The sequence below is a fragment of the Streptomyces sp. NPDC100445 genome, assembly GCF_044759735.1.
In the GTDB taxonomy this organism is placed as follows: domain Bacteria; phylum Actinomycetota; class Actinomycetes; order Streptomycetales; family Streptomycetaceae; genus Streptomyces.
Genome location: NZ_JBIVZV010000019.1, coordinates 1 through 23,136 on the forward strand (window position 1 = coordinate 1; position 23,136 = coordinate 23,136).

Annotated in this window: 24 protein-coding genes and 2 pseudogenes; 15 read left to right on the forward strand and 11 right to left on the reverse strand. The window is 74.7% G+C overall.

The window, feature by feature from the left end; all coding sequences use genetic code 11:
* The 3 genes and pseudogenes from ACIQVT_RS33605 to ACIQVT_RS33615 form a co-directional block, all read left to right on the forward strand.
* Positions 1–86 (forward strand): annotated as a pseudogene (locus ACIQVT_RS33605) (IS5/IS1182 family transposase); the annotation flags it as partial.
* Positions 87–357: 271 nt separating this feature from the next.
* Positions 358–912, forward strand: coding sequence for an EF-hand domain-containing protein (locus tag ACIQVT_RS33610; RefSeq protein ID WP_403763153.1), 555 nt, complete (start codon positions 358–360; stop codon positions 910–912).
* 326 nt (positions 913–1,238) lie between these two features.
* Positions 1,239–1,478: pseudogene (locus ACIQVT_RS33615) on the forward strand (IS5/IS1182 family transposase); the annotation flags it as partial.
* Between the two features lie 35 nt (positions 1,479–1,513).
* On the opposite strand, the gene ACIQVT_RS33620 reads toward ACIQVT_RS33615, so the two are convergent.
* Entirely contained in the window at positions 1,514–2,410 is an 897-nt protein-coding gene (locus tag ACIQVT_RS33620; RefSeq protein ID WP_403763156.1) for an alpha/beta fold hydrolase, read from the reverse strand.
* A 100-nt stretch (positions 2,411–2,510) separates the two neighbouring features.
* Here ACIQVT_RS33620 and ACIQVT_RS33625 point away from each other — a divergent pair, with 100 nt between their 5' ends.
* Positions 2,511–2,921: a winged helix-turn-helix transcriptional regulator gene (locus ACIQVT_RS33625; protein WP_403763159.1), complete on the forward strand. Its 411-nt coding sequence runs from the start codon at positions 2,511–2,513 to the stop codon at positions 2,919–2,921.
* A gap of 390 nt (positions 2,922–3,311) precedes the next feature.
* Here the strand turns inward: ACIQVT_RS33625 and ACIQVT_RS33630 are convergent, their stop codons facing one another.
* Complete coding sequence (locus tag ACIQVT_RS33630) at positions 3,312–3,824, reverse strand: hypothetical protein (RefSeq protein ID WP_403763163.1); 513 nt, start codon at positions 3,822–3,824, stop codon at positions 3,312–3,314.
* Positions 3,825–4,045: 221 nt separating this feature from the next.
* On the opposite strand from ACIQVT_RS33630, the gene ACIQVT_RS33635 reads away from it, so the two are divergent.
* A complete protein-coding gene (locus tag ACIQVT_RS33635) occupies positions 4,046–5,005 on the forward strand; it encodes a D-2-hydroxyacid dehydrogenase family protein (RefSeq protein ID WP_403763166.1) in 960 nt (319 codons plus the stop codon).
* 42 nt (positions 5,006–5,047) lie between these two features.
* On the opposite strand, the gene ACIQVT_RS33640 is transcribed toward ACIQVT_RS33635, so the two are convergent.
* Entirely contained in the window at positions 5,048–5,602 is a 555-nt protein-coding gene (locus tag ACIQVT_RS33640; protein ID WP_403763169.1) for a DUF2087 domain-containing protein, read from the reverse strand.
* Positions 5,603–5,867: 265 nt separating this feature from the next.
* On the opposite strand from ACIQVT_RS33640, the gene ACIQVT_RS33645 reads away from it, so the two are divergent.
* A complete protein-coding gene (locus tag ACIQVT_RS33645; RefSeq protein ID WP_403763172.1) occupies positions 5,868–6,152 on the forward strand; it encodes a chaplin in 285 nt (94 codons plus the stop codon).
* Between the two features lie 66 nt (positions 6,153–6,218).
* Here ACIQVT_RS33645 and ACIQVT_RS33650 read toward each other — a convergent pair whose 3' ends face one another.
* From ACIQVT_RS33650 to ACIQVT_RS33680, 7 genes are all read right to left on the reverse strand, one after another.
* Entirely contained in the window at positions 6,219–7,085 is an 867-nt protein-coding gene (locus ACIQVT_RS33650; protein ID WP_403763175.1) for a tyrosinase family protein, read from the reverse strand.
* Complete coding sequence (locus ACIQVT_RS33655) at positions 7,069–7,566, reverse strand: tyrosinase family oxidase copper chaperone (protein ID WP_403763178.1); 498 nt, start codon at positions 7,564–7,566, stop codon at positions 7,069–7,071. Before ACIQVT_RS33655 ends, ACIQVT_RS33650 begins: the two co-directional genes overlap by 17 nt.
* A gap of 143 nt (positions 7,567–7,709) precedes the next feature.
* The gene (locus ACIQVT_RS33660) at positions 7,710–8,222 is read right to left on the reverse strand and encodes a hypothetical protein (protein ID WP_403763181.1); all 513 of its coding nucleotides are present in this window, start codon (positions 8,220–8,222) and stop codon (positions 7,710–7,712) included.
* A 270-nt stretch (positions 8,223–8,492) separates the two neighbouring features.
* Positions 8,493–8,996, reverse strand: coding sequence for a DUF5949 family protein (locus ACIQVT_RS33665; protein ID WP_403763184.1), 504 nt, complete (start codon positions 8,994–8,996; stop codon positions 8,493–8,495).
* A gap of 158 nt (positions 8,997–9,154) precedes the next feature.
* Positions 9,155–9,442, reverse strand: coding sequence for a hypothetical protein (locus ACIQVT_RS33670; RefSeq protein ID WP_403763187.1), 288 nt, complete (start codon positions 9,440–9,442; stop codon positions 9,155–9,157).
* A 178-nt stretch (positions 9,443–9,620) separates the two neighbouring features.
* Positions 9,621–10,568 carry a hypothetical protein gene (locus ACIQVT_RS33675; RefSeq protein WP_403763190.1) on the reverse strand — a complete coding sequence of 316 codons (948 nt, stop codon included), beginning with the start codon at positions 10,566–10,568 and terminating at the stop codon, positions 9,621–9,623.
* 170 nt (positions 10,569–10,738) lie between these two features.
* Positions 10,739–10,978: a chaplin gene (locus tag ACIQVT_RS33680; RefSeq protein WP_403763193.1), complete on the reverse strand. Its 240-nt coding sequence runs from the start codon at positions 10,976–10,978 to the stop codon at positions 10,739–10,741.
* Positions 10,979–11,190: 212 nt separating this feature from the next.
* On the opposite strand from ACIQVT_RS33680, the gene ACIQVT_RS33685 reads away from it, so the two are divergent.
* The 9 genes from ACIQVT_RS33685 (at position 11,191) to ACIQVT_RS33725 (ending at position 21,809) form a co-directional block, all read left to right on the forward strand.
* A complete protein-coding gene (locus tag ACIQVT_RS33685; RefSeq protein ID WP_403763196.1) occupies positions 11,191–11,592 on the forward strand; it encodes a hypothetical protein in 402 nt (133 codons plus the stop codon).
* Positions 11,593–11,649: 57 nt separating this feature from the next.
* Positions 11,650–12,861 (forward strand): glycosyltransferase family 4 protein, encoded by a 1,212-nt coding sequence (locus ACIQVT_RS33690; RefSeq protein ID WP_403763199.1) that lies wholly within the window; start codon positions 11,650–11,652, stop codon positions 12,859–12,861.
* Entirely contained in the window at positions 12,858–14,279 is a 1,422-nt protein-coding gene (locus ACIQVT_RS33695) for an exopolysaccharide biosynthesis polyprenyl glycosylphosphotransferase (protein WP_403763202.1), read from the forward strand. The genes ACIQVT_RS33690 and ACIQVT_RS33695 overlap by 4 nt, the downstream gene beginning before the upstream one ends.
* A gap of 3 nt (positions 14,280–14,282) precedes the next feature.
* Positions 14,283–15,644, forward strand: coding sequence for an O-antigen ligase family protein (locus tag ACIQVT_RS33700; RefSeq protein ID WP_403763205.1), 1,362 nt, complete (start codon positions 14,283–14,285; stop codon positions 15,642–15,644).
* A 653-nt stretch (positions 15,645–16,297) separates the two neighbouring features.
* Positions 16,298–18,127 carry a lipid II flippase MurJ gene (locus ACIQVT_RS33705; RefSeq protein WP_403763503.1) on the forward strand — a complete coding sequence of 610 codons (1,830 nt, stop codon included), beginning with the start codon at positions 16,298–16,300 and terminating at the stop codon, positions 18,125–18,127.
* Positions 18,111–18,878 carry a polysaccharide deacetylase family protein gene (locus ACIQVT_RS33710; protein WP_403763208.1) on the forward strand — a complete coding sequence of 256 codons (768 nt, stop codon included), beginning with the start codon at positions 18,111–18,113 and terminating at the stop codon, positions 18,876–18,878. Before ACIQVT_RS33705 ends, ACIQVT_RS33710 begins: the two co-directional genes overlap by 17 nt.
* Positions 18,875–20,032 carry a glycosyltransferase gene (locus ACIQVT_RS33715; RefSeq protein ID WP_403763211.1) on the forward strand — a complete coding sequence of 386 codons (1,158 nt, stop codon included), beginning with the start codon at positions 18,875–18,877 and terminating at the stop codon, positions 20,030–20,032. The genes ACIQVT_RS33710 and ACIQVT_RS33715 overlap by 4 nt, the downstream gene beginning before the upstream one ends.
* A complete protein-coding gene (locus tag ACIQVT_RS33720; RefSeq protein WP_403763214.1) occupies positions 20,029–20,685 on the forward strand; it encodes a lipopolysaccharide biosynthesis protein in 657 nt (218 codons plus the stop codon). Before ACIQVT_RS33715 ends, ACIQVT_RS33720 begins: the two co-directional genes overlap by 4 nt.
* The gene (locus ACIQVT_RS33725) at positions 20,682–21,809 is read left to right on the forward strand and encodes a GNAT family N-acetyltransferase (protein WP_403763217.1); all 1,128 of its coding nucleotides are present in this window, start codon (positions 20,682–20,684) and stop codon (positions 21,807–21,809) included. Before ACIQVT_RS33720 ends, ACIQVT_RS33725 begins: the two co-directional genes overlap by 4 nt.
* Here ACIQVT_RS33725 and ACIQVT_RS33730 read toward each other — a convergent pair.
* The gene (locus ACIQVT_RS33730; RefSeq protein ID WP_403763220.1) at positions 21,806–23,113 is read right to left on the reverse strand and encodes a glycoside hydrolase family 26 protein; all 1,308 of its coding nucleotides are present in this window, start codon (positions 23,111–23,113) and stop codon (positions 21,806–21,808) included. The genes ACIQVT_RS33725 and ACIQVT_RS33730 overlap by 4 nt on opposite strands.
* Positions 23,114–23,136: the final 23 nt, after the last annotated feature.

A 23,136-nucleotide genomic window follows, 5' to 3' on the forward strand; every position in this document is an offset into this window, starting at 1 on the left:
GGCAGATCTTCCGCAGATCCCGATGCAGCCCCAACCGCATGACGTCAATCGCCAAAGCCGTCCTCACCCTAGAGCGGCAACGCTGAAGAAGCTCACTGGTTCAAGGCCCGCCCAAGCGCGGGCGCGCAGCGGGTGGGGCCGCCGCCCTGTCTTCGCCAGCGGCGGCCTTCCGCGTCTATTGAGCAATGCCATGTCGCGGGCTTCTCTTGCGTTGTTCTGAACACCTTCACACCCGTTCGGATCAATAATGATGGTGCTTCGCGGCGCCAGATGATGCCTGATGCTAGCGTCGGAGAGGAGCAGCCGGGAATAGTTCCAGCTGCCCATCCAGCCCCCGCATACCCGAAAGGCAGTTAAATGGGCACTGCGACCGCTGACGCCATTGGCCTGAAGATTAAGAAGGTCTTCAGTGCCCTGGATGCCGACAATGACGGATACGTCGACTGGAGCGACTTCCAGGTCATCATCGACCGATACTTCAACGAGTACGGGCTGAACAAGAACGACCGCAAGGCCATGGCCCTCCACGCCGCCTACGCCATGCTCTGGCAGGAGCTGGCCCGCCACGCGGACGCCAACGGTGACCTGCGCATCTCCGAGGAAGAGTACGTCGCGGCGACCCGCTCCGCGGTGATCGACACCAGTCGCTTCGATGCCGTCAACGGTCTCGCCGAAGCCACGTTCGACGTGATGGACACCGATGGCGACCACCAGATCAGCAAGGACGAATACCTTCGGCACGCGAACAACGTCTGGGGTATCCCCTCTCCCGAGGCTGCACAGGCGTTCGCGGCGCTGGACATCGACGGAGACGGACACATCTCTCGTCCGGAACTCATCCGATCCTCCCGCGAATTCTTCCTCTCCTCCGACCCGTCCGCCCCGGGGAGCCTGGTCTTCGGGCGCGTATAAGGGCCTGTCGGGTGGCTGATCGCGCGTGAAGCGCAACAATCTCGATTCACCCGACGGATCGCGCGACCATCGACACGGAAGCGTGCGCCACAAGGACCTCCTGCCGCTCATGGATTCGACACCCACGAGCTGTTCAGGAGGTCCTTTCCTCATGCCCGCGCCACGGAAGAATCACCGGACCGGAGACCCGCGTTCAACCGCCACCACTCGCGATGGAAAAGAGGAGTTGTCACCCAAGGCTCATCTCGCCGCTTCTACCGGTGCAGCTTGCTCTGGTTGACGGTATGGGCAGCGTGGCTGAGGACCGTGGGTGACTGAGTGACAACTCCGACCGGATCGTCTTCGGCAAGATGCTGCGACTGCCGCGCTTCGGCTGTTCTTACGAGGCCATCGCCGACGCGACCTGCTCGCCCAGCACAATCCGCAGCCGTCGCGACGAGTGGATACGCGTGTGCGCTTTCGCCGGGTTCAAGCAGCTCGCACCTGAGTCCTACGACCGGATCGTCGGCCTCGTCCTCGACCAGATTCCCGTCTCGCCCGGTGCTAGGAGCGTCGCGGCACCGTCATCGACGCCTGCCTTCTTCGACCTCGCCGACAAGCATCACCGTGCGCAGCCTGATCCGGCGGTCCTGGACAACGCACCGCTGGGCAGATCGGCGGAGAGGAAGGGAGCAAGGAGCGCGAACAACGCGTCGGGGCGGTCCAGGGGGATGATGTGGCCGCAGTCCTGGAGATGGTGTCCGACCAGGTCGTCGGCGATGGGACGGAGTTGGCGTTCGAGCCCGGGACCTACGGGGTGAGAGCCGATGGCCATGGTGGGCGTGGTCAGCCGAGCCGTCGCGACGGCGTCCTGGATCTGCTGCGCGCTGGTGGGCAGCGCCCGGTAATAGGAGAACGCGCGACGCAGGGCCTCGCTCCCGGTGTACGCGTGGACGAAGGCCGCGCGGATGTCGTCGGGGACTCCTCGCCCGAGCGTCCCCGAGTCGAGGAAGAAGTCGACGTACAGGGCCTCGTTGCCGGCCAGGACGGTTTCGGCGAGGCCGGGGACGGCGTGGAAGCCGAACCACCACGGGGCGCCGCTCGCGACGACGTGTTCCGCTCCGGGCAGGCGGCCGAGCAGTCCCTCCATCACGACCAGGCGCCGGACGATGCCGGGCCGGCGCAACGCGAGCAGGACGGCGGGGGCGGTGCCCGCGTCGATGCCGACCACCGCCGCCGAAGGCTCGCCGAGTGCGTCGAGCAGCCCCTCGGCGTCGGCGGCGAGGGTGCCCGCGTCGTAACCCTCGACAGCATGTGAACTGGCGCCGAAGCCCCGCAGGTCCGGGGCGATGACCCGGTACCGCCCGGCCAGTCGGCCCATGATGTCGCTCCAGAGTTGCCAGGTGTGCGGGAAGCCGTGCAGCAGGAGAACCGCAGGTCCGTCCCCCGCGATTGCGACGTTGAGTTGGACGCCGTTCGTCGCGATGCGGCGTAGTCGATGTGCGTCGGCGGCTGGCATGACGGCTCCTCCGGCTGGTTACCATTGGTGACCACGAAACGATAGGTAACCGTACGACCGCTTGCCAGACGGCACTTTCAGGGAAGGTGGTGAGCCACAGGTGACCACTCGAGGAGCCCAGGCCGCCGGTCGCGGGGTACGCGGCGATCTGTTCGATCCCCGGTGCCCGACGAGGCAGTTGCTGGACCGCATCGGCACGAAGTGGACGTCCATGGCCGTCAAGACGCTCGCCGATGCCGCACCGCACGAGGTGCGCTTCGCGGAGCTGAGACGCCGGATGCCCGGCGTCTCGCAGAAGATGCTGTCCGTGACGCTGCGAAGCCTGACCCGCGACGGTCTGGTGTCGCGCCGGGTCGAACCGACCGTGCCGCCGCGGGTCTTCTACCGACTCACCGGACTCGGGCTGTCCCTTGAAGCCGCGCTCGCGGGGCTGCGGACCTGGGCGGAGGAGCACATGGCCGAGATCGACCGCGCCAACGAAACCTCCGACCAGGAAGGCGATGAGGGATAGGCAGCCTGAATCCGCGCTCAGTACCGGTGGCTCGGATGCTCGATGTAGCCGCCGGCGTCGCCGCCCTGTACCACGCGGGAGATGGAGGGGATGCCGCCGGCGCAGTGGCCGGCGCGGCATCTCCCGGTTCTGCCCGAAGCACGACTCATGCCGGAGGGGTACGGCGAGGCACACGTGCGCCCGCGGTCGAGGCGGAGCTACTTGCGTCGCCGGACGTACCAACCCACGACCAGCACGACCAGGAGCGACAGCGCGAACGCCCACACGGTCGTGGCTGTGTCGTAGGACCGGTACATGATGGCCAGCATGCGTGGACGGATACCCGGCCTGCGGCACGGCAGTACCGGAGTCGCGGTCAGGCAGTGGCGGATCGCGCGGCCGGTCGTCGGGTCACAGTTTGCCGAAGACCACTCCGCGCCAGGTCCAGCCGGACCCGAGGACGGTGTCGCGCAGGGGTTCGCGCATCCGGGCGCTGTCGAAGCCGAAGGTCTCCGTCGCCTCCGGACGGCCGTCGGCGCCGCGTCCGACAGTCCACTGCCGGCTGACGGTCCGGCTCGGTCCGCGCGTGTACTCCGCTGTCACCTGGAGCCGTGTCGGGGTGCCGACCCGGCTGAGTTCCCACTGTTCCTCCAGCGCGCGGACCTCATGCGCCTGGTGGTCCAGCCGCATCCGGATCCGCACCGCGTGACCGATGTCGGAGCGGAGGAAGGTCTGCTGCCAGGCGGGCTCGGTCAGCCGCCACTCGGCCAGCAGGTCGCACTGCTCACCGCCGCCGTACCGGATGACGTACGGGACCTCGGGCTGGTTGAGGCCGAGCAGCGCGGACCGCAACTCCTGCCCCGGGACCGGCGACACCCCCTCTGCGGGATGCCGGGTGCCGGTCAGCTTGTCGAAGAGTCCCATGGGGCCAACCTACGAAGGCCGCGACCGGCGGCACAAGCCTGGCCGCCGCCCGTGCACGGCTACGGCGTCGCCTCCTCGCCCGGGCGGACACTGCGCACCAGGACCCGCTCATCAGCTCCACCGACTCGTCGGCGATCTCCGGCCGTGTGGCCATGCCGAGGAGGGCGAGGTGCGTGCGTTCCCGGGTGGTCGTTAGAGTCGTCCGGCGGGAGGGAGACGACGTGCGACTTCGTTGTGTGGTGCTGGACGACTTCCAGGGGGCGGCCACCGGGTCGGCCGACTGGTCGGTGCTCGGTGACCGGGTCGAGGTGGTGCCGCTGCGCGAGCACCTCGCTGACGAGGACGCCCTGGCGGAGGCCCTCGCCGAGGCCGACATCGTCGTGACCCTGCGCGAACGCGTCGCGTTCCCCGGCTCGTTGATCGCCCGGCTGCCCCGGCTGAGGCTGCTCGTCGCCTCCGGGATGCGCAACAGCGTCATCGACTACGCCGCCGCCGAGGCGCACGGGGTCACCGTGTGCGGTACGGCGAGTTCCAGCACCCCGCCGGTCGAGCTGACCTGGGCGCTGCTGCTCGGGCTCGCCCGGGGCATCGTCCAGGAGAACAACGCCTTGCGGGGCGGCGGGCCCTGGCAGTCGACCGTCGGCGCCGATCTGCACGGACGCCGGCTGGGGCTGCTCGGGCTCGGCAAGATCGGCGCCCGGGTGGCGGCGGTCGGGCTCGCCTTCGGGATGCGGGTCAGCGCGTGGAGCCGGCACCTCACCGGGGAGCGCGCCGCGGAGGTCGGGGTGGAACTCGCCTTCTCCAAGGAGGAGTTGCTCGCCGAGAGCGACTTCGTCTCCGTCCACCTGGCCCTCGGTGACCGTACCCGCGGCCTGGTCGGCGCCGCCGAACTCGCCCTGATGAAGCCGACCGCCTACCTGGTGAACACCTCGCGGGCGGCCATCGTCGACCAGGAGGCGCTGCTGGCCGCGCTGCACGAGGGGCGCATCGCGGGCGCCGGGGTCGACGTCTTCGACATCGAGCCGCTGCCCGCCGGACATCCGATGCGGACCGCTCCCCGGCTCCTCGCCACACCCCACCTCGGTTACGTCTCGCACGCCAACTACGCGACGTACTACGGCCAGGCGGTGGAGGACATCCGGGCCTGGCTGGACGGTTCACCGATCCGCCGGCTGCCCTGAGGGACCGGATCCGCCGATAGGCCGACTGCCCTGAGGGTCCGGTCAGGCGTCGGTCGGCACGCGTTCGTAGACGCCGTCGGCGCGGCGCAGTTCGTGGAGGTCGACCAGGTAGCGGCGCAGGGTCACATGGTCGATGTCGTCGGACCCCTCGCACCAGGCGCGCAGGCGCTCGTTCACGACGCGTTCCGGGTAGGCGACGCCCGGCTCGAAGGTCTGTTCCGCGATGTGCCGCAGGACGCGCTGCTTGCGGGTCCACTGGGCCGGCAGCCGCAGCAGACGGCCGTCGCGGACGAACGTGGCGATCACGTCCGGTCCGGTCTGCCGCGCGGGCCGCTCGCGGCGGGCCAGGTCGCGCAGGAGCTCGTGGGAGACGGCGAGCGCACCGTCGGGGCCTTCGGTCACGGCGCCGTGCTCGCGCAGCCGGAACAGCGCGAGGGCGGTGTCCCTCGCCGGGAGGCCGGCCGCACCGGCGACCTCCTCGGGGCCGCGCGCGCCGAGCGCCACGGCGGCGAAGGCCCGCAGCCGGCCGGGGTCGGCGAGCAGGCCGATCAGTTGCCGGGAGCGTTCGCGCGGATCGGTGGGGTTGTCGTCGTCCATGGCCGGAGGGTAGGCGAGCGGCCCGGCCGGGCGCCCGTGAATTAGGCGGTGCCGTCCATGCGCCCCCGCATGAGACAGGTCGTGCGGGCGCCCTGGCTCGGGCGTGCCGTACAGCCGCCGTGCCGGCTCGTGGACCGGTGGCGGGGTGCCGTTGAAAGGGTGACGCCGGGCTGATCACCGTGACCAGCCCCGCGCGGCGCCGTTGAACGGGGAGTGCGGCGGCGGGTCCGTCGCCGTGCCATCCGAGCTAGCAAAGGAGAACGTGATGTCTCGCTTCGCGAAGGCAGCCGCTGTCGCCCTCGGCACCAGTGCCGTGGTGATGAGCGGGGCCGGGCTGGCCCTGGCCGACGCCGACGCCGGGGCCGCGGCCGTCGGCTCCCCCGGCGTCCTGTCGGGCAACATCGTCCAGATCCCGGTCGACGTGCCGATCAACCTCTGCGGCAACACCATCGACGTCATCGGCCTGCTGAACCCGGCGTTCGGCAACGCCTGCGTCAACGGCGGCCACGACAGCAAGGGCGGCAACGCCGGCCCCGGCTACGGCGGCTGAGCCGACCGGCACCCACAGGGAAGAGCCCCGGCACTCCGAGCGCCGGGGCTCTTCCCCGTGCCCGCCTCACGCGTACCGGTAGATCCGGCTCACGTCCTCCAGCTGGTCCGGGGTCTCGTCCCACGGGGGCAGCTTCTGGTGCCGGGCGACGACGCGGCCGTGCTGCCGGTCGGTGGCCCGGGGCGGCTCGGCCGGCAGGTACCGGTGGTCGCGGTGGGCCCGCTGCCAGCGGTACCACTGGAGGTCGACGAAGGCGTGGTGCAGCCAGAACACCGGGTCGTTCACGGAGGCGCCGCCGAGCATGGCGCCGCCGACCCAGCGGTGCACCCGGTTGTGGTTGCGCCAGGAGGCGCTGCCGGTGCCGGACCCCCAGCCCTCCAGCCTGTTGCGGAAGCCCTTGCGGACGGTGGAGTCCCAGGGCCACACGTCGTACACCCGCTCGTCGAGCGCCGCCCGGAGTTCGCCGCGGGTGGGCAGCTGGATGGGGGCGGCGGCCCGGCCGAGGTCCCGGGTGAGGAACTTGCCGTCGGTGACGCCCTCGCGGATGGTCCAGCGGCCCGCCGCGTAGGCGAAGGGACCGGTGGTGACCTGGCGGTCGGAGCGCCGCCCGTTGCCGCCGAGGAGATCCTTGGTCCAGGGCACGGACGTCGTCGTGCGGTGCCGGGTCCAGTCCCAGTACGGCACGGTCACCGAGGAGTCGACCCGGCGCAGCGCCCGTTCCAGCTCCAACAGGAAGCGGCGGTGCCAGGGCAGGAACGACGGCGCCATGTGGGCGCTGCGCAGACCGTCCTCGCCGTCGGTGGTGTAGAAGTCGATGTGCATGCGCACGAACTCGTCGTACTCGCCGCGCCGTTTCAGCTCCAGCAGGGCGTCGACGAACCGGCGGCGCTCGGTGCGGGTGAGGGTGCTGACGTCCTTACGCACGTACGCCATGGCGGCCCCCCGGGTGCGTGTGGTCCCCCGGCCGGGAGCCTCCGACCGGTCCGGGCGCCAGGTCGCGCAGCCGCTGTCCGGGACCGAGGCCGTCGACGGCCGCCCGGGTGGCCTCCAGGGGCGTCCGGTACGACGTGTAGTGGTCGACCATGCTCAGCCAGCTGCCGTCGGCCCTGCGCATCAGGTGCAGCGGGCGGCCGTCGATGGTGACCCGCCAGTCGGTGCCGGCGGTCCGCGGTCCCGCGGCGGGCAGCGGGACGCCCTGGATGCGGCGGCCCCGGTAGGTCTCGTCGAAGGAGCCGCCCCCACTGCCGGCCGGGGACGCCGGCCGGGAGGCGGCGACGACCGGGGTGAGCGCCAGGGCGGCGGCGGAGGCCAGCAGCCCCCGGGCCACCTCCCTCCGCGAGGGTCTGCCCGCCCCCGCCCCCACCGCGGTCCGCTGTTCCGCACCGACCGCCACACCACCGACGCCGACGACCATCGCTGCTCCTCCTCCGGGTTGGGATGTCCTCCCGGTTAACCGGTGAGGGGCGCGCGGGGTCACCGCCGGAGAGCCATCCGGGGAGTACGAGGGGATCGCGGGAGGCGCGGCCCCGGGCGCGGACGGGTCCGCCGGCGGGCCGGTCAGACGCCGGAGCCGGTGTCCACGTCCGCGCCGGCGACGGTCTGGAGGACCGGGGCGAGGACGCCGGCCCGGGGCAGCTGGGTGCCGGGGAGGCCGAAGTGAGCGGCCCGGGGCGCGGTGAGCGGGGCGTCCGCGGACAGGCCGGGGGTGAGGGCCCGCAGCGCGGAGGCGGGCGCGGTCACGCCGAGGTGGTCGAAGTCGTCGCCCAGGACGTGCGGCAGCGGAGCCCGGGCGTCCAGGCCGGGCAGGCCGCCGCTGACCGGCAGCTGCGGCAGGGTGCGGTCCGGGAGGAGCCGGCCGGTGACGAACCGGGGACCTTCGGGGGCGCCCGGTGTCGGCAGCGGCAGCTCCGCGCCGAGCCTGGGCACCTCCATGTGCAGGGCCTTGGAGACGCCGCCCAGGGGCACGGGGACGGGAACCGTGCCGGCCGCTGCGGCGGGGCCGGCGGCCCCCACGGTGGCCGCGACGCCCGTGACGACGGCGGCGAGGGTTCCTCGGGTGGTCGACTTCATGTCAGGTACGGTCCCTTTCAGGGTGCGGGGATTCGACGTCCGTACCGCGTAACGAGCGGACCAGGGCTTCCGCGCACAATTCCCCCGGGTGCCGTAATAGTCAGCTCGTCCAGAAGTCCCACCGGCGCGTCAGCGCGAGCACGCCGACCACCCCTGCGCGGTACCGGCAGCGTCCAGGTGCGCTCGACGTGGAACGCCCCGACCCGTTGGGGGGCGAGCAGGAGGCCGTGGCGCAGGTGGCGCTTGTGAAGGGGGACAGCGGCCGGCTCCTCAGACGCGCAGGCCGCGGGCGGGGAGGTAGAGGTGCGCGGCGGCGTTCGTGGTCTCCGGGGCGCCCGCGAACGCGGCCAGCGTCTCCCCGGTGGCGGGCCGGCGGGGGCCGGTCGAGGGGCAGATCCGGGTGGTGAACATGAAGTAGGCGTAGCCGAGTTCCTGCACGGCGCTCACCCATTCCGCCGGCGGGGTGACCTGGCTGCTGACGCCCGGCATCTGGAGGACGATCTGGCCGGCGACGACCAGCATGCTGACCTTCAGGCTGGGCCGACTGGTGCCGTCGACGGGCTCGCCACCGACGGGCAGCCCCATGTCGGCGCAGAGCCGCGCGACGGCGGCGGACGCGGCGTCCGGGCCGTCCGGGCCGTCGCCCAGGGAGCAGGCGAGCAGGCAGGGGGTCCTGCCGTCGCCCACCTCGTTCCTGGCCATCCAGGCGAGCAGCGCGAGGGTGCCGAGGTCGGCGGCGCGGAAGGGGCGGGTCTCGCTCGATACTGAGGTCACCGCGCGACCATACCGACGGGCCGCGGGCCGGTCGGGCCGCTCCTCACCCGTCCGGAGCAGTGTCCGGGGCCGTGCCACACGATCGGGGGACGGGGCCCGGGACACGCCGGGGGCCGGTCCCCTGGGTGCGGAACCGGCCCGTCTCGGTGCGGTGGACGTCAGTGCCGCAGCGGCAGACCGCCGAGCAGCTTCTTGCTGTTGAGGGTCTTGGTGGCGTTCTTGACGCCGCTCAGCACAGAGTCCTTGTTCTCGGTGTCGAGCGCGTCCGACTGGTGCCGGACCGGCAGCAGGTCGGTGACGGTGGGCGGGTGCTCGGTGATCTGGGCGAGCCCTCCGTTGAGGCTCATGGGCGGCAGGTGCTGGGCGTCGTAGGCGAACGCGGGCGCGGCGACGCCGGCAAGGGCCACGGAACCGGCGACAACGGCGGCGGCCTTCAGGGACTTCATCGTGTTCCTTTCCTCGGCAACTCACGTCGCCCCAGGGTGTCTGACGCCCTGCCTAACGAGGTCCGGCCGGGCCGGAAACCCCGGCCCGAGAAGACATATGAGATCCCCGTGCGACTGCGACCGGCGTCCGCCGGTGGCAGCGGCGGACGCCGGCGGACGGCCCGTTCGGGTTCCCGCGTCAGCCGGTGGTGGTCGTGAGGTCCGTCGTGGCGGGCAGGGACGGCAGCGCGGGCAGCGAGGGCAGGGCCGGGACGGAGGGCAGGGACGGCAGGGAGTCGATGCTGGGGGCGGGCATGTCGGTGCCGAGGAGGGTCGTGCCGAGCAGGTTCACCAGGCCGGACACCACGTCGCCGGCGGACGACAGGAGCTGGTCGAGGCCGCCGGTGACCGCCTTCACCAGGTCGTCGATCGCGCTCTGGAGGGCGGACAGCGCGTCACCGGCGAGGTCGCGGGCGGTGATCGGCTTGCCGTCGTCGGCCTTGGCGGGCGCGGGGGCGGCGGGCTCGGCCGGCTGCGCGGCGGGCTCGGCGGGCGCCGGGGAGGCGCTGGCCGAGGGGGAGGCGGCGGTCGACAGCGAAGCGCCGGCCGAGGGGGACGCGGGCTTCGCGGGCGACGCGGTGGTCGAGGGGGACGCGGGCTTGGCCGGCTTCGCGGTGGTCGAGGGGGACGCGGGCTTGGCCGGCTTCGCGGTGGTCGAGGGGGACGCGGGCTTCGCGGGTGAGGCGGGGGCCGTCGGCGACGCGGGGGACGCCGGGGCCGTCGGGGAGACCGGGGCCGTGGGGGAGGCCGGGGACGCGGACGCCGCCGGGGTGGGGTCGGCGGCGGCCTCGGCGATGGCCTTCTTCGCCGCCTCGCCCAGCCTCCTGGCCTCGTCGGCGGGCAGCTTGCCCTTCTCCAGCGAGCGGTTGAGCAGGTCGACGACCGGGTCGAGGACGGAACCGGCGGTGCCGAGGGCCCTCACCTGGGCGAGCAGTCTCTCGCGCTCCGCGACGGGGCCGGGCGCCCGGGAGGCGGCGCGGTCGTGTCCGCGTGCCGTGTCGGCGGCGACGGCGGGGCCGGTGATGCCGACCAGGACGGCCGCGCAGAGAGCGGTGGACGCGAGACGCCGGGCGGGCACAGCACGCATGGGTGTTCCTTTCGGTGGACAGCGGGACCTGAGCCCACCGTCAGTTCACCGATGGCGGCGCGCAACCGCTCACGCCCGGAACGTGATCCGTCCGGGGTAGCGCGGAACCGGCCGTCCGCGCCGCGACGGATGTGCGGGCGGCCGGCCGGCCGAAGGGGTGCGTCCCGGTGTCAGTCGTTGACGCAGGTGTTGCCGAACGCCGGGTTCAGGAGGCCGATGATGTCGACGGTGTTGCCGCAGACGTTCACCGGGATGTGGACCGGGACCTGGAGGACGTTGCCCGACAGCACGCCCGGCGAGTTGGCGGCGACGCCGTGGGCGTCCGCGTCGGCGGAGGCCACACCGGCGGCGCCGGCAACGGCCGCGACGGCGGCAGAGGTCAGGACCAGGCCCTTCGCGATACGCGACATGGGGAGGAGCTCCTTGAGATCGACACAACATCCGGGCGGGATGCCCGGCGCTGTGTCAACGCGCCGCGCATCGAGGAGTTGTGCCGCCAATGGGGTGATGCGCCGGGCGAAGTGCTTCACTGTTCCGACACACTTGCCCGATTTCTCCGTATTGGTACGGATGCCGCTAGAGTTGCGGATCTCTCCAGACGTGCGAAAGGGCACCGCCGGCCATGCGCAAGTTCCCGGGAACGCCGCCGCGTACGACGGCGGCCGCGCTCGCCCGCGCCGCCCTTCCCGGCGCGGGCAGACACGCCGGCCCGGTGGCGTACGACGGCGGCCGCGGACGCGCGGGTGACGCGCTCATGTTCCGCGCAGCGCACCGGCGTACGCCCGTCGCCATCGGTGACCCCGCGCGTCCCGCGGACGACGTACCGGACGCCACGATCAATGACCTGGCCGGTGTAGCGGTCCGGCGGGTGCCGGTCTACGCCGACGCGCTCGGCCGCGACCACCCCGTGTCCGATCTCGGCGCGGCTGTGCGCGACGGCGGTGACCGGCCGGGCCGCCGGCTCGTTTCCCACGCGGACGCGGCGTGGGCCGGCGCGCTCTCCGACGCCGTGGACGCCCGGTAGTGCGACGCGTTCACGACCGCAGTTCCGAGCGCCCCCCGTGAGCGAGGTAACCCGCGAATGCACCAGCCAGCACCCGACCCGCGGCCCCGGGTCCTGCACCTCGCGCAACCCGTCGAGGGCGGGGTGGCCCGGGTCGTGCTCGACCTGGCGCACGCCCAGCTCGCGGCGGGGCTGCCGGTCACGGTGGCCTGCCCCGGCGGAGAACTGGCCGCGGGGCTGCGGGAGCTGGGCGCCGACGTGCGGCACTGGCGGGCGGGCCGGTCCCCGGGGCCCGGCCTGCCCGGCGAGGTACGGCGGCTCGCACGGCTGATCGACGACGTACGGCCCGCACTGGTGCACGCCCACAGCGCCAAGGCCGGGCTCGCCGCCCGGCTCGCGGTGCGCGGGCGCACGCCCACCGTGTTCCAGCCGCACGCCTGGTCGTTCGCGGCGGTCGACGGGCCCACCGCCGCGCTCGCCCGGCGCTGGGAGCGATGGGGGGCGCGCTGGGCGCACCGGGTGGTGTGCGTGAGCGAGGCGGAGCGCGCGACAGGCGTACGCGCCGGGGTGCACGCGGTGTACACGGTCATCCCCAATGGCATCGACACCACCCGCTTCGCCCCCGCTGCCCGCGCGGCCGCCGGCACGGACGGCACGGACGGCACGGACGGCACGGACGGCACCGGGGAACCGGCGTCACCCCTCGTCGTGTGCGTGGGGCGCCTGTGCCGGCAGAAGGGCCAGGACGTGCTGCTGCGTGCCTGGGAGGACGTACTGCGTGTGCTGCCGCGGGCCCGGCTGGTGCTGGTCGGCGACGGCCCGGACCGCGAGGCCCTGCGCCGGCGGGCGCACCCCGGCGTGCGCTTCGCCGGCGCCGTCGGCGATGTCGTGCCCTGGTACCGGGCCGCGGACCTGGTGGTGCTGCCCTCGCGCTGGGAGGGCATGGCGCTCGCCCCGCTGGAGGCGCTGGCCTGCGGACGGCCCGTCGTCCTCACCGACGTCGACGGCGCCCGCGAGAGCCTGCCGCCCGCCCTCGCCGCACGCTGCCTGGTACCACCGGAGGACCCCGTGGCACTGGCCGGGGCGGTCACCGGGCTGCTGTCCGATCCGCCGCTGCGCGCGGCCCTCGGCGACCAGGGGCGCCGGCATGTCCTGACCACGCACGACGTGCGGCACACCGCCGGACGGGTCGCGGCCCTCTACCGCGAACTCCTCGTCCCCGCCCCGGCGGCGAACGGCGGAACAGCCCAGCCCGTGCCCTCCGAGTGCAGGGAGTCCATCCACTCGTGACTGCGGAAAGCACCGTCCCCTCCCCCGGCGCGCAGCCCTGGGACCACGGTTCCTCGCCCATCTCGGTCCTCCCGACCCGTGCCGCCGGCAGCTTCCGGTTCCCGCTGCGGCGCCCGCCCGCGCGGCCCGCCTCCCCGCTCCCGCTGGTCACCGCCGACCTGTTCGCCGCGCTGGCCGGGGCGCTCGCGCTGGACGGGGCCGTGCGCCGGCCGGTGCTCGTCGGCGTCCTGGTGGCCGGCGCGCTGCTGCTGCGTCCGCGCGGCTCCCGACCGGTCACCGGCGTCCTGGACGAACTTCCCGTGGTGTGCGGACGGATCGCGGTGGTCTGGCTGGCCCTCGCCGCCGCGCTCGCCGCGCAGCACCCGCGGCACGTCCTCGCCGTCCCCGCCCTGCTGCTCGGCTGGGCGGTGCACGCCGTGGCGGCCTGCGCGGGCCGGGGCGCGGTCCACCGGCGACGCCGCACCGCGCTGCTGCGGCGGCCGGCCACCGCCCTCGTGATCGGGCCCGCCGCGACCGCCCAGCGGGTGGCCGCCGCGCTGCTGCGGCACCCGCGCTGCGGGGTCCGCCCGGTGGGCGTGGTCGCGGAGCTGCCGGACGGCGCCGGCGGCCTGCCGGTGCTCACCACCGGCGAGGAGGTGGAACGGGCCCTGATCCAGAACGGGGTGCGGGCCGTCCTCACCGTCGACCCGGCCGTCCGCACCGGCAAGGGACCGCTGCTGCGGGCACTCGCCGAGTCGGGCTGCGCGGTCTGGGAGGTGGACGCGGACCGCCCGGCGTACGAGGTGCGCGACCAGCTCGCCGGGTTCGCCGTGCGCCGCCTGGACCTGGGCGCGCGGCGCCGGACGAGCACCCGGAAGCGGCTGCTGGACGTGCTGGTCTCCGGGGCGTTGCTGGTGCTCGTCAGCCCCCTGCTGCTGGTGTGCGCGGCGGTGCTGCGGCTCACCGACGGGCCCGGGGTCGTCTTCCGCCAGGAACGCGTCGGCAAGGACGGCCGCCCGTTCACGCTGCTGAAGTTCCGCACCCACCGCCCGGTCGACGAGCACGAGGCGGCCACCCGGTGGAGCGTGGCCGGCGAGCGCAGGATGAGTCCCTTCTGCCGGTTTCTGCGGCAGACCTCGCTGGACGAACTGCTCCAGCTGTGGAACGTGTTCCGGGGGGACATGAGCCTGGTCGGACCGCGTCCCGAACGGCCGTACTTCGTCTCGCAGTTCAGCCAGGCCTACCCGGGTTACGCGGCCCGGCACCGCATGCCGACCGGCATCACCGGGCTCGCCCAGATCAACGGGCTGCGCGGCGACACCTCCATCGAGGACCGGGCCCGCTTCGACAACGCCTACATCGACAACTGGTCCCTGTGGCAGGACGTCTGCATCCTGCTGCGCACGGCCGCCGCGCTCGTGCGTCCCACGGGGAGCTGACCGATGGCCCTCGTGTCGCCGCTCCGCCGCCCCGCGTGGCTCTCCCCGGTGCTGCCGGTGGTGGCCGTGGTCGCCCTGCTCGCGCTGCCGGTCGCACCCGGCGGCGACGGCGGTGCCGGACCGGCCGACGCGCTGTCCGCGCTGGTCGTCGTGGGCTGCGCGGTACGCCTGCTGCGGGCGCGCCGCCGCCCGCTCACCCGGACCGCCGCGGTGGTCCTCGGCCTGCCGGTGGCCGGTGTCGCGCTCGCCGCGCTGCACGCGGTCCCGCCGGACGCCGGGATCGCCGGTCTGGGCCGCTACCTCCAGGTCTTCGTGCTGGTGCCGGCCGCCGTGGTGCTGCTGATCCGCGACCGGGTCGACTTCCGGCTGCTGGCCTGGTCGTTGGTGGCGCTCGCGGGATGGCAGGGCGCGGTGGGCGTGCACCAGTACGTCACCGGGACCGGCGCCTCCTACCAGGGCGAGGACGTCCGGGCGGTCGGCACGTTCGGGGTGACGGACGTGATGGGCATGGCGACGGTGGTGGCCTTCGGGCTGGTGTGCGCGGTGGGTCTGGCGCTCGGCCGGGGGGCGCCGCGCGAGCGCGCGGCCGCCGTCTGCTGCGCGCTCGCCCTGACCGTTCCCCTCGCCCTGTCCTTCAGCCGGGGTGCCTGGATCGCCACCGTGGTCACGCTCACCCTCCAGCTGGTGCTGTCCGGGCTCCGCCGGGCGCTGCGGGTCGGGGCGGCCGTGCTGGCCCTCGGCGTGGTGCTGGTCGGCGGGTTCGGCACGGGCACGGCCATGCTCCAGGAGCGGATCGACAGCATCGGCCAGGTCGCCGACGCGCCCGACCAGTCGGTCACCGACCGGTACACGATGTGGGCGGCGGCCGGTGCGATGTGGCGCGAGCGCCCGCTGACCGGCGTCGGCCTGAAGGGGTTCCCCGAGTACCGCGACGGGTACGCCTCGCTCGCGCTGTCCTCCGGCAGCGACACCGAGGGCGCGGGCGCCGCCTACCGCCGGCAGCCGCTGCTGTCCCCGCACAACATGTACCTGCTGGTCCTCGGCGAACAGGGGCTGATCGGGCTGGTCTGCCTGGCGGGCGGCTGGCTCGCCCTGCTGGTGTGCGCCCTGCGCGGCCTGTGGCGGACCCGCGCGGCGGGGGGCCGGGTGCTGGATTGCGCGCTCGTCGCCTGCGGGCTGCTGGTGTGGCAGCTCGTGGACTTCGCGTACGCCGACATCGGCGGCCCGTCGACCGTGCTGACGGCGGTGTGCTTCGGCCTGGTCGCCTGGTGGGCGCTGATCGGCGCCGACCGGATCGGCGCCGACGGGCACATCGCCGTACCGGCCGGACGGGGAACCGTGACCGGTGAGGCGGCCCTGGGATGACGACCCCCACGACGGGCGGCCCCCCCGACCCGCACCGCCCGCCCCAGAGGCCGGGTACCGGCCAGGACGCCCGGGCGACCCCGGGGGCCGGAGCGGAGACCCCCGGGTGGACCCAGCAGCCGACGCCGAGCCAGGGCACCCGAGCCGTGTCCGACCGAGCGACCGGAGCGGAGACCTCGGGGCAGGCACCGGAGCCGACGATGAGTCGGGCCTCCCGACCGGGGGCCGGCCCGAGCGCGGGCACGGCGGAGGTACGAGCAGCCGGGACGGAGGTCCGGCCGGCTCAGGAGCCCGCGGAGAGGCGGGGTCACGAGGTCGCACCGGCGCCGACGGGGCGTGCCCGGGGCGGGACCTGGCCGAGGAACGGTACGTGGCGGCGGTTCACGGCCGCTCCCGGCGCCGCGGCCGGTTCCACGGCGGGACCCGGGACCGGGACGGCGCCCGCGCGGGAGCCCGGCGGTGGCAGGGCCACCCTGCCGACGGCGCGGTCGGCCGTGCCCGACCCGGCCCGGCCCGCACCGGGAGCCGACCCGACGCCCCGGCTCGCGGGTCGGGGCACGGCGACAGGGCCGGCCACCGTTCCCACCGTGGACCCGGCCCCCGTCCCGGCGGACCCGACCCCGGCGGCGGACCCGGCGAGCCCCGCCATGGACATGGTCCGGGCCACCCCGCCGGCGCACCCCACCACGAACGTGAGCCCGGCCCCTCTCCCGAGCCACCCCACCACGGGCACGGCCCCCTTCCCGGCGCACCCCGTGACGGACGCCAACCCGGCCCACCCAGGCACGGACACGACCTCCATCACCGCGCCAACAGACCCCGCCACGGGCGCGAGCCCCACCGCTCTCCCCGTCCTCCCCCCACCCCCACCCCCGTCGGTGTCCCCCGGGCCGATCGGCTCTCCGCTCCCCGAACTCCCCCACCCCACCCGGAGGTTCCTCGCCAGGGCGACGATCGTCACCGCGTCGTTGTCCATCGCGGCGGCGTTGCTCGGGCTGGTGCGGGACCAGTCGTTGGCCCGGTTGTTCGGGGCTGGGCGGGACACGGACGCCTTCCTGGTGGCGTGGACCGTGCCGGAGTTCGCGGCGACGCTGCTGATCGAGGACGGGCTGGCGTTCGCGCTGATCCCGGCGTTCAGCCGGGCGCTGGCCCGCCGTGCCCAGGGCGCCCCCGGGGATCCGGTACGGGCGTTGGTGGCGGGGACCCTGCCCCGGCTGACGCTGTCGTTCGCGGCGGTCGGGGCGCTGCTCGCGCTGACCGCGCCGCAGTTCGTCGGGGTGCTCGCGCCGGGGCTGCCCGATCCGGGGCTCGCCGTGGACTGCACCCGGCTCACCGCGACCTGTGTGCTGAGCTTCGGTCTGGCCGGGTACTCCAGCGCGGTGCTGCGGGCCCACCGCCGGTTCCTGGCGCCGGCGGCGATCTACATCGCGTACAACGTCGGCATCGTCACGGCGATGTACGCGCTCGGCACCCGCTGGGGTGTGCGTTCGGCGGCGTTCGGGGTGGCGGCGGGCGGCTGCCTGATGGTGCTGGTGCAGTTGCCGTCGCTGGTGCGGGAGCTGCGCCGGCGTGCGGGGCGGCCGGACGCCGGGGCGGTGGCCGCCACACAGCCGATGGACGTGCGGCTGCTGGCGACCGTGCTGCTGTTCGCGCTGTGCCGGCAGTCGCAGGTGCTGATCGAGCGGTTCCTCGCCTCGGGTCTGCCGGCGGGGGCCATCAGCCACCTGAACTACGCGCAGAAGGTCGCGCAGATCCCGATGACGCTGTCGATGATGCTGTGCACGGTGACGTTCCCGGTGGTGGCGCGGGCGCTGGCGGACGGGGACACCGAGCGGGCCCGGGACCGGGTGGAGCGGGACCTGGCGCTGGCCGCCCGCCTGGTGCTGCTGGGCACCGCCGCGGTGGTGGCCTGCGCGCCGCAGCTGATCGGGCTGCTGTTCCAGCGGGGCGCGTTCACGGCCGGGGACACGGCGGCGACCGCCGCGGTGATGCGCGTCTACGCGCTGGGGCTGCTCGGCCAGACCCTGACCGGTGTCCTGGTCCGCTCCTACTTCTCGGCGGGCCGCGTCACCTGGTACCCGCTGGCCGCGATGGCCGCCGGGATCGCGGTCACCTCCGGTGTCGGCGTGTGGACGCTCGGCCCCTGGGGGGTGACCGGGATCGCCGCGGCCAACGCCACCGGCATCACGCTCAGCGCCGTCCTGCTGCTGGCCGGTGTGCGCCGCCGCGGTGTGCCCATCCGCACCGGGGCCGTGCTGCGCGGGCTGGGCCGGCCGCTGTGCGCGGCGGGGGCGGCCGCCGCGGCCGGCGCCGTCGCGGCGGGCCTGTGCCCGGCACCGCTCACCGGGCTCGCCGCCGGCGGAGCCACGGTGGCCGTCGTGTCGGTCCTGCTCGGCCTCGGACCGGACGTCCGGGGTCCGGTCTCCGCTCTTCGTTCCGTACGCACCCACACCGTGAGGCTCGCCCATGCCGTCTTCCGCTGAGTCCCTCCGCGCGGCGGCCCCGGCCGCCGCCGGCACCGGCCCGGTCCCGTGGATCGCCATGTACCACTCGGTCGGTGACTGTACCGACGACCCGTACCGCATCACCGTCACGCCGGAGCGACTGGACCGGCAGCTCGGCTGGCTGCGCGGGCAGGGGCTGCGCGGGGTGTCCGTGGGCGAGCTGCTCGCCGCGCGGGCCCGGGGCGGGGGGCGGGACCTGGTGGCCCTCACCTTCGACGACGGGTACGCCGACTTCGTCACCCACGCGCTGCCCGTGCTGGCGCGCCGGGAGTGCACGGCGACCCTGTTCGTGCTGCCCGGCCGGCTCGGCGGTGACAACGCCTGGGATCCGCTGGGCCCGCGCAAGCCGCTGCTGGGCGCCGACGGCGTCCGGCGGGCCGCCGCCGCGGGCGTGGAGATCGGCTCGCACGGTCTCACCCACGTCGATCTGACCCGGGCCGACGACGCCCTGCTGGCGGCGGAGACGGCGGGCAGCAGGGCCCTGCTGGAGGAGCTGACCGGCGCCCCGGTGCACGGGTTCTGCTACCCGTACGGCACGGTCGACCGGCGGGCCGTGGACGCGGTGCGGCGGTCCGGTTACGGCTACGCCTGCGCCATCGACCCGGGCGGGCTGAACGGCCCGCACGTCCTGCCGCGCGTGCACGTCGGGCAGAACGACACCGCCGTGCGCCTGTTCCTGAAGTACCGGCTGCACCGGTTGCGCCGGCGGCCGGTGGAGGGACTGCGGTGAGGGCGCTGCACATCATCACCGGGCTCGGGGTGGGCGGCGCCGAGCAGCAACTGCGGCTGCTGCTGCGCCATCTGCCCGTCGAGTGCGACGTGGTGACGCTGACCGCCCCCGGGGCGGTGGCCGACGGGCTGGCGGCCGACGGGGTGCGGGTGACGCACCTGGGCATGGCCGGCAACCGCGACCTGGGCGCGCTGCCCCGGCTGGCCCGGCTCGTCCGGCGCGGCCGGTACGACCTCGTGCACACCCACCTGTACCGGGCCTGTCTGTACGGGCGGATCGCCGCCCGGCTGGCCGGGGTGCGGGCGGTCGTCGCCACCGAACACTCCCTCGGCGAGTCGCAGATGGAGGGCCGGCCGCTGACCCCCGGGGTGCGCTCGCTGTATCTGCTGGGCGAGCGGCTGGGCCGGTCGACCGTCGCCGTGTCGCCCACCGTGGCGGCCCGGCTGACCCGCTGGGGCGTGCCCGGGCAGCGGATCGCGGTCGTGCCGAACGGGATCGACCTGGCGCGGTTCGCCCACGACCCGGTGGCGCGCCGGGACACCCGGGAGCGGCTGGGCCTGCCCGAGGACGCGTTCGTCGTCGGCGGCATCGGCCGGCTGGTCCCCGGCAAACGCTTCGACGTCGTGGTCCGCGCCCTCGCCGCGCTGCCGGACGACTGCCGGCTGCTGCTGGTCGGCGGCGGACCGGAGGAGTCCGCGCTGCGGGAGACGGCGCGGGCGGCGGGCGTCGCCGGCCGGGTGGTGTTCGCCGGTGAGCGGCCGTACCTGCCCGACGGGTCGTGCGGGCCCGGCATGCCAGAGCTGGCCTCCGCGATGGACGTGCTCGCCGCCCCCTCCCCCGAGGAGGCGTTCGGCCTGGCGGTCGTGGAGGCGCTCGCCGCCGGGCTGCCGGTGCGCTACACCTCCTGCCCGGCGCTGGAGGACCTGCCGCCGGACGCCGCCCCGGACGCGCTGCGCGTCCCCTGCGACGCCGCCGCCTACGCCCGCGCGCTCGCCGGGGTCCGGGCCGCCGGGCCCCGACCGCGCACCGCGCCGGAGGCGGCCCGCCACTACTGCATCACCCGCAGCGCCGCCCGGCTCATGGACGTCTACGCGGCGGCGCTCGCCCGCACGGTCCCGAAGTCCCGTCCTGCCCAGGGAGTCAGCCCCTCATGAGCGAGAACCACACCCGGCACCACCGCACCCCCCGTCCGCTGCGCGTGCGAGCGCTGCCGCCCTGGTCGCTGGTGGCGGCCGGCGTCCTCGCGGGCGGGCTGCTGGGCGGCGGGTACGGCGTGCTGCGGACACCGCAGTACACGGCGACCAGCTATGTCATCGCCGTGCCCACCGAGCGGGCCGACACCGCCACCGCGCAAGGCTTCGCCCAGGCCTACGGGCGGGTGGCGACCCAGCTGGCGGTGCTCGGCGACGCGCAGGTGGAGGCCGGGGTGCCGGTGCGGACCCTGCGCGACGACGTGCGCACCGCGACCTCGCCGGACGCCCCGATGGTGGCCGTCTCCGCCGTGTCCGCCCGCCCGTCCCGGGCCACCGACATGGCCAACGCGGTCGCCCGGGCCCTCGTCCGGCACGCCGACGCCGCGAAGGCCGGCACGCACGTCGGTCTCCTCCAGTTCTCCCGGGCGGTGCGGCCGACCGAGCCGGACTCGGCGTCCGCCGGGGTGACCGGGCTGGTCGGGGCGAGCGCGGGCGGCCTGCTCGGCGCGCTGGCGCTGCTGGTCCGGCCCAGGCGCGGGCCGGAGGACGAGGCGGTGCGGCCGGCCTCGGTGCCCGGCCCGGCCGTCGCCGCCGACGCGCACGGCCAGCTGTGACCGCGACGTACCCGGCGCGCACCGCGCCCGCCGCCCTGACCGCGGAGGTCGTCACCGACGAGGCCGCGTTCGCCGCCCTGGCGCCGGCCTGGGGGCGGCTGTACCGGCGGTGCGCCGCCGCGACCCCGTTCCAGAGCCACGCCTGGCTGCATTCGTGGTGGCTGTCGTACGGCGTCCGGGGCCGGCTGCGGGTGCTGGTGGTGCGCGCCGGCGGTGAACCGGTGGCCGTCGCGCCGCTGATGCTGGTCCGCCGGCCGCTGCCGGCGCTGGTGCCGCTGGGCGGGGCGATCTCCGACTACGCGGACGTGCTGCTGGACGACGGGGACGGGGACGGGCGGGTGGCCGGGGCGCTCACCGAGGCGCTGGCGGACGCGGCGCGCACGGCGCTCGTCGACTTCCGCGAGGTGCGGCCGGGGAGCGCGGTGGAGCGGGTCTACGACCGCTGGCGCGGGCCGCGCCGCACGGTCCCCGACTCGGTCTGCCTGGAGCTGCCGGCCGTGCCCATGGACGCGTTGGTGGCCCGGCTGCCGTCGAACAAGGCGCAGCGGGTGCGGGCGAAGCTGCGTCGGCTGGACACGCTGGGGGTGTGGCGGCGGGCGGTGGGCCCGGAGGAGGTGGAGGCGGCGCTGGTGCGGCTGCTGGAGCTGCACCGGTTGCAGTGGCAGGGGCGCAAGGTGACGTCGGAGCACCTCCAGCCCCGGTTCCGGGAGCATCTGGTGCGCGCGGTGGGGCCGATGGCGCGCGCGGGGGACGCGGTGGTCACCGAGTTCCGGATCGGCGAGGACGTGGTGGCGGTCGACCTGACGCTGCTCTCGCGCGGTCTGGCCGGCGGCTACCTGTACGGCGCGCATCCGGGGCTGCGGGAGCGGAAGGCGGACGTGGCGGTGATGCTGCTGGACGCCTGCGCGGAGCACACGGCCGGGGGCGGGCGCGGCACGCTGAGCCTGCTGCGGGGCGATGAGCCGTACAAGCACCACTGGCGGCCCGAGCAGGTCGTCAGCCGGCGCCTGTTGATGGCGCGGCGGCGCACCGCCCCGCTGCTGACGGCCGCGCTGGGTGACGCGGCCGCGCGGCGGCGGGGCAGGGAGGTGCTGCACCGGTGGCGGGAGCGCGGCGAGGGCTAGCGGCTGCGCGACCACCAGTCGAGGCGGAGGCAGAGCTTGCCGCCGAGCCAGTACTCGACCCAGTCGCCGAGGTCCAGCGGCGAGCAGTGGGCCGGGGGCCTGGTGACGGGCGTCGGGGTGGGGGTCGGTGCGGTGCTCGGGGTCGGCGTCGGGGTCGGGGTCGGTGCGGGGGTCGTGGGTGCCGGGGCGGGCTGTTCGGTGCGGCCGTACAGGGCCGTGCGGTAGACGTTCGTCGACCGGGGGTTGTCCGGGCACTGCCACACGCCGTGCGGGCAGTAGTCGGTCAGCGTGTTGTACAGCGGCCGGTGCACGTCGATCCAGGCGAGCATGCGCCGCATGTACTCGGCGTTGTCGCCGTTGCGGAACAGGCCCCATTCCGGATAGGAGATCGGCTTGCCGTGGGACTTGGCGAAGTCCACGTGCTGCTGGAGACCGAAGGGCTCCTTCACCTGCTCGTCGAAGGAGAGCCCGCTGGGCTGGTCGTAGGAGTCCATGCCGATGATGTCGACCGTGTCGTCCCCCGGGTAGCAGGCCGTCCAGGGCACGGCGTCCCGGCCGCGGCTCGGTGTGAAGTCGAACCGGAACCGCTGGCCCGGCACCGCGCGCATGGTGGTGACGATCCTCCTCCAGTACGTCTTCCAGGCCGCGGGGTCCGGTCCGCAGCGGTGGGTGTACGTGGTGCCGTTCATCTCCCAGCCGAGGACGACGACCGTGTCCGGCACCCCGAGCCGCACCAGCCGTTCGGCCAGGGCCCTGAAGTGACCGTCGAACGCGCCGGCCGTGCCCTGCGCCAGCAGGCGCCGCACCTCGGAGTCGGGGACGTGCTCCTCGTTGCGCTCCTGCATGGGCACGTTGAGGACGAGGGTGCGGTCGGGCTTCTCGCGCCGCCAGTGCGCCCAGACGTCCAGGAAGCCGGGCGGGCCCTCGATGTCCCGCCAGAGCCCGCCGGGCAGATAGGTGTGGGCGACCTTCAGCTCGGTCCCGCCGAGCCAGTGGCTCAGCTCGGCCATCCGGGCGACCCCGCGGGCCCCGGAGTCCAGGAAGGCCCCGAACGGCGGGGCCGCCGGTACGGCGGGACTCGGGGACGCGGGCGCGGGTACCGCCGGGGTGGCGGGGCTGGGGGACGCCGGTGCGGGTACCGCCGGGGTGATGGGGCCCCGGGTCGCCGGGGTGGGCGTCGGTGGGCCGGCGGCCCGCGTCGCCCCCGCCGCGGACACGGGTCCGGCCACCAGGGCGACCGACGCGGCGACCGCCGTGACCACGGTCAGCCGCCGGGAGCGGTCCCGTCGCTGCTGTGGAGCCATGCCTGCCCCTCTCTCCGCTCGAC

Bases quoted from the DNA above. Each gene is read 5' to 3' on its own strand.
- ACIQVT_RS33610 (WP_403763153.1), top strand. From the start codon at position 358: ATGGGCACTGCGACCGCTGACGCCATTGGCCTGAAGATTAAGAAGGTC.
- ACIQVT_RS33620 (WP_403763156.1), bottom strand. From the start codon at position 2,410: ATGCCAGCCGCCGACGCACATCGACTACGCCGCATCGCGACGAACGGC.
- ACIQVT_RS33630 (WP_403763163.1), bottom strand. From the start codon at position 3,824: ATGGGACTCTTCGACAAGCTGACCGGCACCCGGCATCCCGCAGAGGGG.
- ACIQVT_RS33640 (WP_403763169.1), bottom strand. From the start codon at position 5,602: ATGGACGACGACAACCCCACCGATCCGCGCGAACGCTCCCGGCAACTG.
- ACIQVT_RS33645 (WP_403763172.1), top strand. From the start codon at position 5,868: ATGTCTCGCTTCGCGAAGGCAGCCGCTGTCGCCCTCGGCACCAGTGCC.
- ACIQVT_RS33650 (WP_403763175.1), bottom strand. From the start codon at position 7,085: ATGGCGTACGTGCGTAAGGACGTCAGCACCCTCACCCGCACCGAGCGC.
- ACIQVT_RS33655 (WP_403763178.1), bottom strand. From the start codon at position 7,566: ATGGTCGTCGGCGTCGGTGGTGTGGCGGTCGGTGCGGAACAGCGGACC.
- ACIQVT_RS33660 (WP_403763181.1), bottom strand. From the start codon at position 8,222: ATGAAGTCGACCACCCGAGGAACCCTCGCCGCCGTCGTCACGGGCGTC.
- ACIQVT_RS33670 (WP_403763187.1), bottom strand. From the start codon at position 9,442: ATGAAGTCCCTGAAGGCCGCCGCCGTTGTCGCCGGTTCCGTGGCCCTT.
- ACIQVT_RS33675 (WP_403763190.1), bottom strand. From the start codon at position 10,568: ATGCGTGCTGTGCCCGCCCGGCGTCTCGCGTCCACCGCTCTCTGCGCG.
- ACIQVT_RS33680 (WP_403763193.1), bottom strand. From the start codon at position 10,978: ATGTCGCGTATCGCGAAGGGCCTGGTCCTGACCTCTGCCGCCGTCGCG.
- ACIQVT_RS33685 (WP_403763196.1), top strand. From the start codon at position 11,191: ATGCGCAAGTTCCCGGGAACGCCGCCGCGTACGACGGCGGCCGCGCTC.
- ACIQVT_RS33690 (WP_403763199.1), top strand. From the start codon at position 11,650: ATGCACCAGCCAGCACCCGACCCGCGGCCCCGGGTCCTGCACCTCGCG.
- ACIQVT_RS33700 (WP_403763205.1), top strand. From the start codon at position 14,283: ATGGCCCTCGTGTCGCCGCTCCGCCGCCCCGCGTGGCTCTCCCCGGTG.
- ACIQVT_RS33705 (WP_403763503.1), top strand. From the start codon at position 16,298: ATGGTCCGGGCCACCCCGCCGGCGCACCCCACCACGAACGTGAGCCCG.
- ACIQVT_RS33710 (WP_403763208.1), top strand. From the start codon at position 18,111: ATGCCGTCTTCCGCTGAGTCCCTCCGCGCGGCGGCCCCGGCCGCCGCC.
- ACIQVT_RS33720 (WP_403763214.1), top strand. From the start codon at position 20,029: ATGAGCGAGAACCACACCCGGCACCACCGCACCCCCCGTCCGCTGCGC.
- ACIQVT_RS33730 (WP_403763220.1), bottom strand. From the start codon at position 23,113: ATGGCTCCACAGCAGCGACGGGACCGCTCCCGGCGGCTGACCGTGGTC.